Source organism: Marisediminitalea aggregata, from assembly GCF_900129565.1.
Lineage (GTDB): Bacteria > Pseudomonadota > Gammaproteobacteria > Enterobacterales > Alteromonadaceae > Alteromonas > Alteromonas aggregata.
Genome location: NZ_FQWD01000009.1, coordinates 41284 through 55028, shown reverse-complemented (window position 1 = coordinate 55028; position 13745 = coordinate 41284). Strand labels below are relative to the sequence as shown.

Annotated in this window: 11 protein-coding genes and 1 pseudogene; 6 read left to right on the top strand and 6 right to left on the bottom strand. The window is 44.2% G+C overall.

Going from position 1 to position 13745, the window contains the following annotated elements; translation table 11 throughout:
* The first annotated feature begins 92 nt into the window (after positions 1 to 92).
* Complete coding sequence (locus BUB81_RS20885) at positions 93 to 1550, top strand: ApeA N-terminal domain 1-containing protein (RefSeq protein ID WP_084526782.1); 1458 nt, start codon at positions 93 to 95, stop codon at positions 1548 to 1550.
* A 706-nt stretch (positions 1551 to 2256) separates the two neighbouring features.
* On the opposite strand, the gene BUB81_RS20870 is transcribed toward BUB81_RS20885, so the two are convergent.
* From BUB81_RS20870 to BUB81_RS20860, 3 genes are all read right to left on the bottom strand, one after another.
* Positions 2257 to 2928 carry a hypothetical protein gene (locus tag BUB81_RS20870; protein WP_073325297.1) on the bottom strand — a complete coding sequence of 224 codons (672 nt, stop codon included), beginning with the start codon at positions 2926 to 2928 and terminating at the stop codon, positions 2257 to 2259.
* A gap of 357 nt (positions 2929 to 3285) precedes the next feature.
* Positions 3286 to 3483, bottom strand: a complete 198-nt coding sequence (locus BUB81_RS20865; protein ID WP_073325296.1) for a hypothetical protein — start codon at positions 3481 to 3483, stop codon at positions 3286 to 3288.
* A gap of 195 nt (positions 3484 to 3678) precedes the next feature.
* A complete protein-coding gene (locus BUB81_RS20860) occupies positions 3679 to 3894 on the bottom strand; it encodes a hypothetical protein (protein WP_073325295.1) in 216 nt (71 codons plus the stop codon).
* A 190-nt stretch (positions 3895 to 4084) separates the two neighbouring features.
* Between BUB81_RS20860 and BUB81_RS20855 the strand changes: the two genes are divergently transcribed.
* Together BUB81_RS20855 and BUB81_RS20850 are read left to right on the top strand one after the other, a co-directional pair.
* Positions 4085 to 4321, top strand: coding sequence for a hypothetical protein (locus BUB81_RS20855; protein WP_073325294.1), 237 nt, complete (start codon positions 4085 to 4087; stop codon positions 4319 to 4321).
* Between the two features lie 141 nt (positions 4322 to 4462).
* A pseudogene (locus BUB81_RS20850) lies at positions 4463 to 4708 on the top strand (ion transporter); the annotation flags it as partial.
* Positions 4709 to 4769: 61 nt separating this feature from the next.
* On the opposite strand, the gene prsT reads toward BUB81_RS20850, so the two are convergent.
* A complete protein-coding gene (gene prsT, locus BUB81_RS20845) occupies positions 4770 to 7544 on the bottom strand; it encodes an XrtA/PEP-CTERM system TPR-repeat protein PrsT (RefSeq protein ID WP_073325292.1) in 2775 nt (924 codons plus the stop codon).
* Between the two features lie 163 nt (positions 7545 to 7707).
* Between prsT and BUB81_RS20840 the strand changes: the two genes are divergently transcribed.
* On the top strand, positions 7708 to 9450 hold the full coding sequence (locus tag BUB81_RS20840) for a DEAD/DEAH box helicase (RefSeq protein WP_073325291.1): 1743 nt from the start codon (positions 7708 to 7710) through the stop codon (positions 9448 to 9450).
* Between the two features lie 165 nt (positions 9451 to 9615).
* A complete protein-coding gene (cysG, locus tag BUB81_RS20835; RefSeq protein WP_073325290.1) occupies positions 9616 to 10998 on the top strand; it encodes a siroheme synthase CysG in 1383 nt (460 codons plus the stop codon).
* Between the two features lie 49 nt (positions 10999 to 11047).
* On the opposite strand, the gene BUB81_RS20830 is transcribed toward cysG, so the two are convergent.
* Complete coding sequence (locus BUB81_RS20830) at positions 11048 to 11995, bottom strand: ornithine cyclodeaminase family protein (RefSeq protein WP_073325289.1); 948 nt, start codon at positions 11993 to 11995, stop codon at positions 11048 to 11050.
* Positions 11992 to 13128 (bottom strand): aminotransferase class I/II-fold pyridoxal phosphate-dependent enzyme, encoded by a 1137-nt coding sequence (locus tag BUB81_RS20825; RefSeq protein ID WP_073325288.1) that lies wholly within the window; start codon positions 13126 to 13128, stop codon positions 11992 to 11994. The genes BUB81_RS20830 and BUB81_RS20825 overlap by 4 nt, the downstream gene beginning before the upstream one ends.
* 142 nt (positions 13129 to 13270) lie before the next feature.
* Between BUB81_RS20825 and BUB81_RS20820 the strand changes: the two genes are divergently transcribed.
* Positions 13271 to 13705, top strand: coding sequence for an Lrp/AsnC family transcriptional regulator (locus BUB81_RS20820; protein WP_073325287.1), 435 nt, complete (start codon positions 13271 to 13273; stop codon positions 13703 to 13705).
* Positions 13706 to 13745: the final 40 nt, after the last annotated feature.

Below are 13745 nucleotides of genomic sequence, written 5' to 3'. Positions count from 1 at the left end.
CGATTCTTACGTAAACATGAAATTCATAAGCAAGTGAAAGGACTATAACGTTATATAACAGACTGGTAGCGCTCACTCAAAAGGAAAAATCAATGAGAGAAATTATTAAGGGAAGTTTTCAGGTTGGCTGCAATGATAATGTATCGGGAATACTCAATACAGAAGATGGATCAAAAGAATTCAATTGCTGGTCATCCGAGTTTTTCAATGTGGAAAGTCACTCAGACATATATGGAAAAACGTCTGAAGGAAAGTATATTTCACTTATAAATTGTTTAGGAAATACAAGCCAGCACAGGTACGGCCAAACAGCATCTTTTGATGCAAAAATATATTCACACTTAATGATAGTTGGAGATAGCAAGATATCTCCTTCCGAAGACTTATTCAAATCAATCTCTTTAACTATAGATAACGCAGAACGCATAATCCCTAGGCACAGTGGATTCGATTATATAAACTTTCCCAACGATGAATTGCTATCAGCTTTAAAAAAACAAGATTATCATGAAGAATTAGAACCAAATGAAAGAGCCATAATAGCTTACTTTGATGGGAATTTTGAAATCTTCAGCCAAGATACAAAGATTGGAAAAGTTAGTGCAAGCAACAGGTTAAGCACTGGCGGAGGCTATAGTATCAACGGTGTAAGTATTAAAAATAAAGTAGTAGTGAATATTGATTTTGAAGAGCCTTTATTATTAGAAGAAGTTTTTGAAAGAGCCTATAAACTTTCATTTTTTTTGCGATTCGTTAGTGGAACTGGACTTCACTTTGGAGATATTAGTTTAAAAAAAGACTGCGAAGATGAACACCAGGAATTATTGGTTTACCATAGCAATTACAACTGGGGCGAAGATACGAAAATAAGCTTCACATCAGACCCTTTGGTCGATGTTAATGGTGAAGAATTCTTGTGCATCCTAGAAAATTGGTTCGATAAAGAGGAAAGAGATACTGTTAGATATAGTTTCTATGGCTCATACTTCCAAGAAGGTTATTCACCTAGTAGGCTTATTGCTGTAGCAAACCTCTTCGACATATTCCCTTCCCCCATAGGTGAAGAAAAGAAAAAGCTACCTGAAGGCTCCTCTAAACTACTTGAGGAGCTTGACTCAAGAATCAGGTCAGACTTTGAGGACTTTGATGAGATCAAACAATCCTTACTGTACTCGATATCTAATATTTCTCGGAAGTCCCTAAAAGATAGGGTTTTCGAGCGAATAAACGTTCTGGAATTGCACCAGAAGTCGAGACCTTTGAGCGCGGATGACTTGAGATATATTGTGCGTAAAGCCATTTTAGTTAGAAACTTCTTTGTCCACGGCTCAGGGAAAGATAAGCTATTTGAAAAGATAGACCCTTTTGAATTTCAGAGTTTATTTACGGACACATTTGAGTACATCTACGGCTGGAGCGAATTAATTGAAGGTGGATGGTCAGGTGAAAATGTTAAAATATGGAACGAGGGGCACAAAATGCACTTTTTAGAAAAAACTATAATTGATGACCTTCGCATACTGAAAGATAAATTAAAAAGCAAACCTTAAAACTGGCTTATGCTAGTAAGAAAATTTCTACAGTGGCAACTTATATAAATTAAAAGGAATGAGAGTTGAAGGAATATTTAGACTTATTCAATGGTTTGATAAAACTACTAGAAATTGGAAACAAAAGAAAAGACAAACATTACGAGCATTTTGTTCACATTTGTTACGAGAATGCCAGAGAAATTCGAGATAATTTCATCTATATTTTTGAAGAAAACGAAAGGTTAATAGAACAAAAAAAGATGCCTTGATTCAGCTGTTACTTATTTAATGGAACAGAGGGAGTTATATCTATCCAAACGAGACTCACTAAGAGCTAATTTAGAATCAGTCAGCGGCCATGAATTCAACGAATTTGAGATCGGACTAGCACGACTTGTTGCTGGGCATGATTGGCACGCTTTGAAATCTAATCAAGGGAGATTAAAAGCGCTAACTGAGAGAATGAAAGACAGTGATAGTGAGTCTCTGGAAACGTACATACGTCACGCACTATACATAAATGATGAAGCAATAAAAATAGTCGAAGATTCATGGTCTTTGATTAACCAAGGATACATAAAATACAAGGAAGAATATTTAAAGCGCTAGCTCAAATAAGTTATTTGTACTGACTCATACACGACCTGACAGTTTAGGATTTTGAGTTCAACCAAATCAGACAGTCCGCAACAAGTTAATGTCCGAAAAGAGCGAATAGCGGATGTTAGCCTCGACGAACTTTTCTCGCCACCAACCCCATAAATACCAAGCAAAAAATTGTGACACTTGAAGGTTCTGATATAACCGATGAATGTAGGTCAACTATCTCGCTTTCAAATGATAAAACTACCCAATTCTTCGCTCCGCCAGAAGACGTGTAAGCTAATGCCAAATATTGCCAACCGTTTTCAACGGGCGTTGACATATCTATTAAAAAATTCAATTCGTCGCGCACCAGCGCCATACTTACTTCACCGGAGGTATACCTAAATAAGGCACTGATATTAACATCCGCCGCATCTCTAACGGTATGGCCATTAGAGGCAAATTCAGCTAATAACGGGGCAGTAAAGTTTTCTAAGCCACCAAATACAGCGTCAGAAAACAAAGAATATTGCCCGCAATATTCGCCATCCGGGCAGTCGATAACGGGTGTCGAGTCAAGAATGTCGTCACCAGTGCCAGCAACTCCATCTGAGCCATCCAAATAAAAATGCATAACAGTTGACGTATCATCATAAGTAACAGTCCATTGTATTACATCTCCCACATTGAAAGCTGTTGTATTGGATACCGTCCGAATTGTGGATTGCCAAGTTTCTGTAATTAAAGCTGCGGTCGCTAGGCTAGGGATTACCAGTGTCACAATTAGAAGGGAATATTTGAAGTATTTCATGTAACTTCCTTTTATATGAACTTGAATAACATATTTTATTTTTTAATTTTAGTACAAGAAAATCTCAAGCAATAACTGTTCCTGATAAATTAATTCACTGAAACATAATAATTTTATAGTTATCTTACCTTTAGCTTAAATGTATGCTGTAAAGATTTTTGACATAGACTAAAGTTTATATAGCCATAAATAAATCAGGTTATGAAGCGGCTGAATTAAAATTGTTGCTTTTTAAATTTTTCGTTCAGAATGTCCGCTTTTGACCAAACGCTGAAGTGTCAGAACAGATAGAATCCTACTTTATTTTTTGCCAGATTAAGTTAAAACTTGTTCAAATAAATCCATTGCATTTACCTCTTAAAGTGTTTGGAACATCTTACTATGTTTACCGTTCTCAATGTCTGCAATAAGAACCCCAAGCTCATCCTTGGGGTTTAAATCCCCATCGTTTAACAGATATAGCGTCCTGAGTGCTTTCAACACGTCCGAGCGATTATGCCCAGCTTTAGCAAGTATCTTTGCTTGGCCGAGATAATCATCGTAGGTCATCTTCATGAGCCGACTATCCTCAATTGCGGTGCTACTTCTGCTTTTGACGGTAATACACCCACGCTGCACCGCCGATAAGCAAACTCAGGGGCAGTAAAAATATTAATTCTGCTGGCATGTTGGCCTCATTTTCGAGTTAAAGTGATGTCCTAAAACCTCAATTATGCTTGAAGCATTATGCTTTAAGCATAATTGCATAAACTACATATTTATCATCAACATGGAGTCACCTTTAAGGCTATTTAATCGCTCCCTCACTTCCTTGTCAGATAGTGGCGAAACGCCCTCCGGCACTCCATCCCTTTCAATAATCAAGAGCGTTCCATAAACACGCGCTGCTCTGTGAACTGCTAAAGTCGCGTCATAACATGCTTTTACTGCAATATTGATGATTCTATCTACGTCTTCGGTTTCCATCGCTCAGCCCCCAATGTGAATGCTAAATATACACCTTATTGGCAACAAGCCAAATGAAGACACCTTGCACCGGAAATCAAAATCGAAAAATGATTCCTCAGATGCGCAATATGATATACAATCAAAATCCAATTATGACATGTAGTATATCGTTTTTGAAAACGGCGTAATAATCCACTATGGAGTGAGTATGGAAATCAAAGAGCTAAAGGTGTTATTTGACAATGGCGCACTTAAAACAGCAACTGTGACCAAGGCAATGATGGATACAGGCTATACGGTTGTGTTTGATGCTAAAGACAAGTCAAAGCAATATCATATTAGTGGGCAACGAACGAAAGGTGAACCTCGCGTGTTCAAAACGACAGATGCTGCCATCAAAAACGCACATGACATCGGCTTTAAAACAATTACCGTATCATTATAAAAGTTGAGAATTTCAATCAAAGTTCATGAGTTTTTCTCAACTTTTCGCCGCCCTCGCCTGAGAAAATGTAAAAATGGCTGGAAGCCCCGTTGTTAAAGGTGTTTCGCAATTTTCTCATATAAACGATGTGTAACGGTGATAGAGGTTATGTACGAAACCATGAAGGTCTACCCTCTCAGTTGGTTCTATTACCTGAGCTTTATTTTCTTTACCGCCTTTGCCTTCCTTAACATGGTCATAGGTATTGTGGTTAACGTGATGGAAGAAGAAAACGCCAAGGCCTGGCGTGAAGCGCACAAGGACGAGCCTACTTTAAAGGACATCGCTCAGCAGTTGGCTGCACTGGAAAAGAAATTGGACCAAAGCATAAACAACAAAGCTGAATAAAGTAACGTTTATGTCCAGCACAAAAAAACGCCCGGTTTAACCGGGCGTTGCTTTTTTTAGATTAAATATTGTAGGTCTTCTTCAGCTCGGCGACACGCGCTTTCGACTCTTGTGTTTCAAATACCCTGCTGCCAAGGCGTCTGTTTGCCAGCGTTTTTAAATCCATCTTCAGCAATAACTCGACGTAGTTAAGGAACACTTCGTCACTGCGCACGTTGTCGTCCACAATGCCGTCGTATACCTCTTTAGCGTCTTCCATTTCTCCCTGAGCAACCAGGATCTGCGCTAGTGTATCGGCAATTTCAGGCGCATTGGGAATCACTTTAAGTGCCTGGCGAGCATGCTTTTCGGCGTCCCTCAACATGCCTTCTTCCAGCTCCAAAAATGCCAGGTTGTTCAGCGCAATAGCATTATCCGGCCAATCTTTTACAACCTTGCGATATTCGGTTATCGCGCCTTTGCGGTCTTTCGGAATCATACGCTCAGCGTATAACAATCTGGCCTGCAGGTTGTCGGGGTTGTTTTCCAAAAACGTGTTTAATAACGCGAATGACTTGTCGTTATTTCCCGTTAACTCATACGCCGCCATAATGACTAACAAATTACGGGTGCTGGGGATTTCCTCATAAGCCGCCAGTGCATTGGGCACCGCATCCGCGTAGTCTTCGCGATAAATTTGCAGACGGGCTTCTACACCACGGACAAATGGCAGCATCCGTTCTTCTGCCGTCAGCTTGTTAAGAATAGCCTCCGCTTCTCGAATTTGACGCAGCATGGCGTGCAAGTACGATTTTACGATGTCGATTTGGCGATCCGGGCGTTTCTCAAGGAATTTCTTGGTCACATCCAACGCGTCTGCAAATTTATTTTGCACATCCAGGATCATCACCAGGCCCAGGGTTGCCGTTTTGTTATTTGGCGATACCTTCAACCATTCTGAATACAGCTCTTTGGCTTCATTCACTTTGTTGTTCGCAAGCAACAGGCGGCCTTTGGTATCCCAGTAAGGCATTGGCACGTCATAGCTTTGCGGGACTTTGTTTATCGCGCTCAAGCCTTCTTCGTAGCGATTTTCACTCAACAAAACACGCGCAAGCACAATGTTAGGCGTGACCGAGTCGGGATTACGCGAGGCTATTTCCTTTATGTAATCAATGCCTTCATTCGCTTTGCCAGCTTGTTTCATGATCATGTAATACATGGCCAGTGCTGACTGGTGCGTCGGTTCGATATCCAGAGCCTGCTTCAGATAAGACAGCGCCTCATCGACCTTTTTCTGATTTAGCGAAATAGACACGCGCTGCAATTTAGCTTTGATGTTTTGCGGGTCCAGTGACTCGGCAGTTTCAATGGCTTTTGTTGCCGCCTCAAAGTCATTCTTTAAAATGCTCACCTGCGCAATGGTCAGCCAGGGCTCCGGGTTTTGGGGTTCTTTTTCCTTCCACTCTTGCGCAACGCCTAAGGCTTTATCGAATTGCTTGGTCGCGATGTAAGCATTCGCCAGGGTCTGTTGACCACTTGACACCTCGGGCGCTTTTTTCACCGCTTCTTCCAGATTCAGAATGCCATCTGCATCGTTTAATGAAAGTTGCAGTACCCCTATTCGGGTTAAATCCTCAGCCGTAGTTGCCAGTTCGGCCGACCGCTCAATCATTGTCTGTGCATCAACAACATTGCCGTCTTGAAGTAGTTTGTAGCCCGCTTTAGAAAACAGGGTAGCATCGGTACTGAAATCACCATCTACGCGACTTAGTACATCCAGCGCTTCCTCGTTATTGCCTTGATATAAAAGGCTATCGGCCAGCATACGTAAAGCAGGGTGGGTCTTAGGCAGATTCGATGCAATCATCGATAAATGGCGCGTAGCCGCTGCGTAGTCTTTCAGTTGGTAGGCACTGTAACCGCCTACAAGACGAGCCAGAGGATCCGTTCTTCCGCCCTGAATGGCCGTTTCTACGTGTTTCAATGCACTGGCAAACTCACCGGCCCTGACTTCGATAACCGCTTTGTACTGGTTCAGAAGCGGATTGCCTGCGCTCTTGGTCAGTAATTTATCTACCAGTGGTTCTGCTTCGTCATAACGCTTGTTGTCCATCAACAACGCAGACAAAATAAACGAGGTTTCAGCATCTTCCGGATACGCTTTTACATAGGCCTGATAAGCTTCAATCGCCTGATCGGGCTTCTCCAGATACAAATTCAGGCGTGCTAACAACTGCAGTACATTTTTATTCAATGGTGACTGTTCGCGAAGTGCCTCTACCTGAGTTAGCGTTTTCTCGTACTGTTCATCCAGCATGCTTTCATACGCTAATGCCAACCCTTTGAACACACTGTTGGTGTCCAACTGACGGATCTCGTCGATCAACTGGCGCGCTTCCGCTTTTTTCTCGAGCTTAATTAACGCTTCCAGTTTATAAAAACTGACTTCTGCGCGCTTAACCGCGGTCAGGCCATCCACACTGTGATCGATCTCCGACAGAGCGACTTCCGCATTGGTTTCCTGATAGGCCAGGGTCAGCAGAGGAATGACTTCTGCGACGTCATAACCTAATTCTAATGCACGATTTAATTCTTTCTCAGCAGCCGCATAACTGCCCTGATTGGCATAAAGTTGTCCGAGTTCGAAGCGGGGATTCGGATCCTGAGGATTTTTTTGGATCGCGTTTTTAAATTCCAGGATCGCCGATTCTGTGTCCTGGGCTTCTATAAATTGGCGGGCGGCGAGTAGATGTTCTTCACTGGTTTTCTGCCCACAGCCTCCTAAAGACGTGGCACTCAGCCCCATAACTAATGCCGAAATAAGTACCCGGCGATGTAACGACCTGTTCTTCATAGTGCTTACCTTGCTCATGATTCCTAGTGCTGTCCCTATAATTTACCAGACGGTTTCCTATACAATAATGGTATCCGCACTACTATTGGCCTATAATAGCGCTTTATATATATCGCTGGCTTTTCTGCTATGCCCGTCCGAGTTATTCAGGATCTTTAATTTAATGACCACAAACGTCGAACTGACCTTTACCGATCTCAAACTTCCGCAACCTATCTTACAGGCCCTTGAGAAAGTTGGCTACGAGAAACCGTCGCCAATTCAAGCCGAAAGTATTCCCCTGTTACTGGAAGGACATGACCTGCTTGGTCAGGCACAAACCGGTACCGGGAAAACCGCTGCTTTCGCTTTGCCTATGCTGGCAAATCTTGACGTAGAAGGCAATTACCCGCAACTACTAGTGCTTGCCCCAACGCGCGAACTGGCTATCCAGGTTGCTGAAGCGTTCCAGGCCTACGCAAGCTTTTCACAAAAAATCCGTGTATTGCCAATTTACGGTGGCCAGTCTTATGACAATCAAATTCGTCAGCTTAAACGCGGCGTGCAGGTTGTAGTGGGTACACCAGGTCGAGTAATTGATCACATTAAACGTGGCACATTAAAGTTGGATAAACTGAAGTTTCTGGTACTGGACGAAGCCGATGAAATGCTGCGTATGGGCTTCATTGACGATGTTGAATTGATCTTGAGCCACGCGCCAGAAGAACGTCAGACAGCTTTGTTCTCTGCAACAATGCCAGGGCCAATCAAAAAGATCACGCAGCGTTACCTGAATGATCCTAAGCACGTAAAAATTGAATCCAAGGTCAGCACCGCCAGCACCATTCGCCAGCGTTACTGTCAGGTGGCCGGTCACCACAAGCTTGAAGCTCTGACACGTATCATGGAAGTTGAACCTTTCGACGGTATGATCATCTTTGTTCGTACTAAAACCGCAACGTTAGAACTGGCGGAAAAGTTAGCTGCCCGTGGTTACGATGTAGAGCCGTTAAATGGTGATATTCCTCAGGCCGCGCGTGAACGTACCGTTGACCGCCTGAAGCAAGGTAAAATTGACATCCTGGTTGCCACAGACGTTGTTGCGCGTGGTTTGGACGTAGAGCGTGTTAGTCACGTTATTAACTTTGATATCCCTTACGATACCGAGAGCTATGTTCACCGTATCGGTCGTACCGGTCGTGCCGGCCGTAACGGCGACGCTATATTGTTTATCTCTCATCGTGAAAAGCGCATGCTTCACGCGATCGAGAAAACCACGCGTCAGTCTATTGAGTCGATGCCAATTCCATCGATCAGCGAACTGAACGAAACCCGTTTAAGCAAGTTTAAACAAAGCGTGATGGAAGCCACAAAAGACGACAGTCTGGAAGGCCTGATGCCTATTGTCGATATGCTGATTGACGAAAACGAAGCAAGTCCTGAAGTGTTATTGGCTGCCCTGATTAAATTAGCGCAAGGCGATGAGCCGTTGTTGTTAAAAGAGTCAGATCGCCCTGACCTGCACGCTCCACGCCCACGTCGCGATGATGATCGCCGCGGTGGTGAGCGTGATGGACGCAACCGTCGTGATGGCCGCGAAGGACGCGATAGTCGCCGTAAGTCACCGCGTGACAGCCGACGACCGGAACAAGGTATGCAGCGTTATCGCATCGAAGTGGGTCATACCCATGGCGTAAAACCAGGCAATATCGTTGGCGCCATTGCTAATGAAGCCGGTATCGACAGCAAGTACATTGGTGCTATCGAAATTTACGACAACTTTACTACTGTTGATTTACCGGAAGGTATGCCTAAAGAGGTGAAGCAAACGCTACAGGATACCCGGGTATCCGGTCAGCGCATGGGACTGCGTGAATGGTCAGATAAGCCACCAGCACGCAAGAAAGGCCCCAAGCCTCGTAACTAAAAACTCAACCGGCAGCGTGTAACCACCCTGCCGGTTTTTGTTTCGGGGCCCGAAAAGTCGCCCCCTGGCCATAATAACTTTTTAATCTGAAAAATATTTTTTAATTCATTTATACAATATTAATTTCAGGCAAACTAAACGCAGTTACTGTGAGATGAGTCTGCTATGCGATATTTTCCGATTTTTATTGATGCCCAGGCACTGCAAGTTTTAATTGTGGGTGCTGGTGAGGTGGCCGCCCGCAAGCTGGAGCTTTTACTAAAAAGTCCGGCACACATTACTGTGGTAGCTCCCGAAGTCTGCACGACGGTGCGTCATTTAGCAGAATCAGATCAGGTTACACTTGTCGAGCGTGCCTTTGAAGAAAGCGATCTGGATAGTCGCCGCATGGTCTTTGTTGCCACCAGTGACGAAGCGTTAAACGCTGACATTCATAAGCTGGCGACTCAGCGCAACATGCTGGTAAACGTGGTAGACAACACCCCGCTGTGCGGCTTTATTACCCCGTCTATCATAGACCGTTCTCCGCTGGTCATTGCGATGAGCAGCGGCGGCAACGCTCCCGTATTGCTGCGTTATTTACGTCAAAAACTGGAGTCCATTCTGCCTGCCAACCTGAGCAAGCTGGGCTCTTTTTCAGAGCGATTCCGCGAGAAAGTAAAGCAGTCACTATCGACGGTCACCGAGCGTCGCTATTTCTGGGAGTCTGTGCTGGAAGGCGATATTGCTGAAGAAGTCACACAAGGCAATGATGACAAAGCCGAGCAGAAGTTTTTGGCAGCACTTGAAGATGCGTCTGAACAAAAGCAGACTGAAGGTCAGGTATACCTGGTTGGTGCTGGCCCGGGTGATCCGGACTTACTCACATTCCGCGCACTGCGATTAATGCAAAAAGCCGATGTCGTTGTGTATGACCGCTTGGTCTCACCCCAGATCCTGGAGCTGGTTCGCCGTGATGCAGAAAAGATTTACGTGGGTAAAGCCAAGAGCCACCACACCGTGCCTCAACACGACATTAACCAAATTCTGGTCGACCAGGCAAAAGCCGGTAACCGGGTAGTACGTTTAAAAGGCGGCGACCCGTTTATTTTTGGCCGGGGTGGCGAAGAAATTGAAACATTGTTAACGGCCGGTATTAGCTTTCAGGTTGTCCCTGGTATCACCGCTGCAGCAGGTGCTGGTGCTTATGCTGGTATTCCGCTTACCCACAGAGACCTCGCGCAGTCTGTGGTATTCGCCACCGGCCACCTGAAAGACGGAACCATTGATTTAAACTGGCAGGGTTTAGCGCAAGGTAACCAAACCATTGTGTTCTACATGGGCCTGACCGGACTTCCTATTATTTGTGAACAACTCATAAAACATGGGTTAAGCGCTGACACACCTATCGCCTTGGTTCAGAAAGCCACAACCAGCGATCAGAAAGTGCTGACCGCAACATTGTCGAGCATTGTGACTCATCCACAACTGAGCGAAATGAAACCGCCCACATTAATCATTGTTGGCAGCGTGGTGTCACTTCAGTCAAAGCTCAATTGGTTTGAATAACTGTAAAACGGCACACAGCTTGTGTGCCATTTTACGCTGCGCCGTTGGCCTACTCACTGTTTTCCAAGGCAGCATTTAATACCCCCTGAGCGATAGCAAGGTCCTGTGTTGCAATGCCTGTTAAGTCAACGACAGTGATCCCTTCGTAGCCTGTATCAAGGTTTGTCTTACCTGCAATAATCTCCCCCAACTCAGATACCGATGTAGAATGCTCTGGTGAGATTTTCAATAAATGAGAAAGCTCGCCCCGCAGTGTAGCCTGAGCTCTACTGTCAGTAATCAGGCGGGCGTCGAGCAGTATATTCGTGTCCAGTTCCTGCTTTTCAGCGGTATCGGATCCGACCGCAATGATTAGCTTTGCCCCGCTCAGGTCGCCCGGCTTAATAAGCGGTTGCTCCGATGGTGTGGTTGTCACAATAATTTGACTGGCCTCTGCAACCCGGGAAACCGAGTCGACAAGCTCAACCTGAAGCCCAGATGATGCCAATGCCTCAGCACATCGTTTAGCATTGTTGGAATTTCTGGCCCACAACATTACGTGATTACATCCGGTTTGAGCGGCAATCATTTGAGCCTGTAACTGGGCCTGAATACCACTACCTATAATACCTATCGCTTGAATACCTGTGGGAGCAAGGTATTTAGCAGCAATCGCTCCAGCATAGGCCGTGCGGTAATTGGTCAGTATCCCACCATCTTGCAAAAAGGCGACAGGCTCACCGGTTTCCAGACTAAACAATATGACAACGCCCTGACTGGAAGACAAACCTATTTGTGGATTCTGATAAAAGCCTGACGCTACTTTAATGACAAAATACGGCTGCTCTTTTATAAAACCGTATTTAATATGTGTTTCGCCTTTATCCATCAGTAACTCAGCAACTGGAGGAATGACGGCGTGTCCATTCGAGAAAGCGACAAAGCTGCCTTCGATATCCTTTGTGAAATCCTTGCTGTCTAATATTGCCTGAATAGACGATTGCGCGATGATCTTCATACAGGCGTACTCGTTTTAATGTCATAATTATCTGACACATACTGACTAATGCGTGCCAGCCCTTCCTTTAGATGTGCGGTTGGGGCGCCTATGCCGACTCTAAAGTAGCCGTCCAACCCATAAACATCGCCGGGCAACACCAATACATTTAACTGTTCACGAAACACATGGGCGAGTTGAGTAGAATTAATATCTAATGCATATTTTAGAAATGCCATCCCACCTGCTTTTGGTGGCACGAACGACACCCAGGATTGGTTGACCGAAACCCAGTCACTGAGTATTTTCAGATTATCAATGAGGTACTGCTTACTGCGATTCAGAATTTTAGTTCGGGCGTCGGGTTGCAGCACTATCGATGCAACATACTCACTAACCGCGCCCGTTGTGATACTGGTATAGTCTTTCCGTTGCCAACTTGCATAAATATCTTCTGGCAAACCAATCAACCAGCCAATTCTTAACCCGGGCATCGCCATTGCTTTTGACAATCCACTTGTAATGATTGCCTTCTCATATAAATCAACGAAGCTTGGAATTTCAACGCCATCAAATTCGGCTCCTTTGTAGACCTCATCAGCATGTAAATAAATGTCGTTGTCTCGAGCAAATTGCACCAGTTTTTTCATTTCACTCAGTGGCAATGTGGAACCAGTAGGATTGTTTGGGTGACATAGGGTGATCATTTTTGTACGGTCGGTCACCAGCGACTGTAATTTGCTTATATCTGGCACCCATCCTTTCGATTCATCCAAAGATGTTTCGATTACTTTTACCCCTGTTGCTTCTGCCCAACCGGCGATTTGCATGTAGTTTGGGACAACGACGATGAGTTCATCGTCTTTTTCCAACAAACTCATCACCATTAAAAAGTTTGCCTCAGCCGATCCGTTAGTGACAATAACGTTGTCAGGCCCTTTATCTGGGTACAAGTTAGCAATGGTTTGTCTTAATTCGACACTTCCGTTCGTCCAGCCATAGCCTAATTCAATGTCCAACAACGCTCGTTGCTGTTCTTCATTCAAAAGATCGCTTAAATTATAGGGGTGCACGCCACTATCAGATAGATTAAGCTCTACCAGGTTTTCGTACAAAGACTGAATTCTCTCGAGGCTAAACTCTTTAATTTTCATTTATTTATATCTCTTCAATTTGTGGTCACCGATAAGTCATTATAAGTAACCTCAACGTACTGAAGACATAGATAAACGTAGGAAAAGCCGATTGAAAACTTAACAAATCACGGTATTTAGAAACGAAAGATAGGAAAGTTAAGTGGATAAAAAGAATACCAGAATCGTGAATGCGCTGTTGAAAAATGCGCGTATTTCCATTTCAGATTTGGCAAAAGAGGCTTGTTTGTCTGCACCAGCCACGGCGGAGCGACTACGAAAGTTGGAAGAGCAAGGGGTTATCACAGGTTACAAAGCGATTGTTGACCTTCGCACTATGGGGCATGCCGTTTCGGCAGTCATCAGGGTGAAGCCTTTCGCAGGAAAAGAGCCCAAAGTAATTAAATATATTCAGGCTTCTGAGTCTATTTTGAAAGCATACAACGTTACTGGAGAATATGCATTTGTGTTGGAGGTCTCGCTTGCATCAACAACAGTACTCGACACCATGCTGGAAGAAATGAGCCAGTTTTGTATTACTGATACCTCCGTGATCTTATCCGATGTGACCGGCGATGATTTTCGTATAAGTAGCTGAGAGCGACAGTAAGACTTTTTATATAGTCTCATTGCTGTAT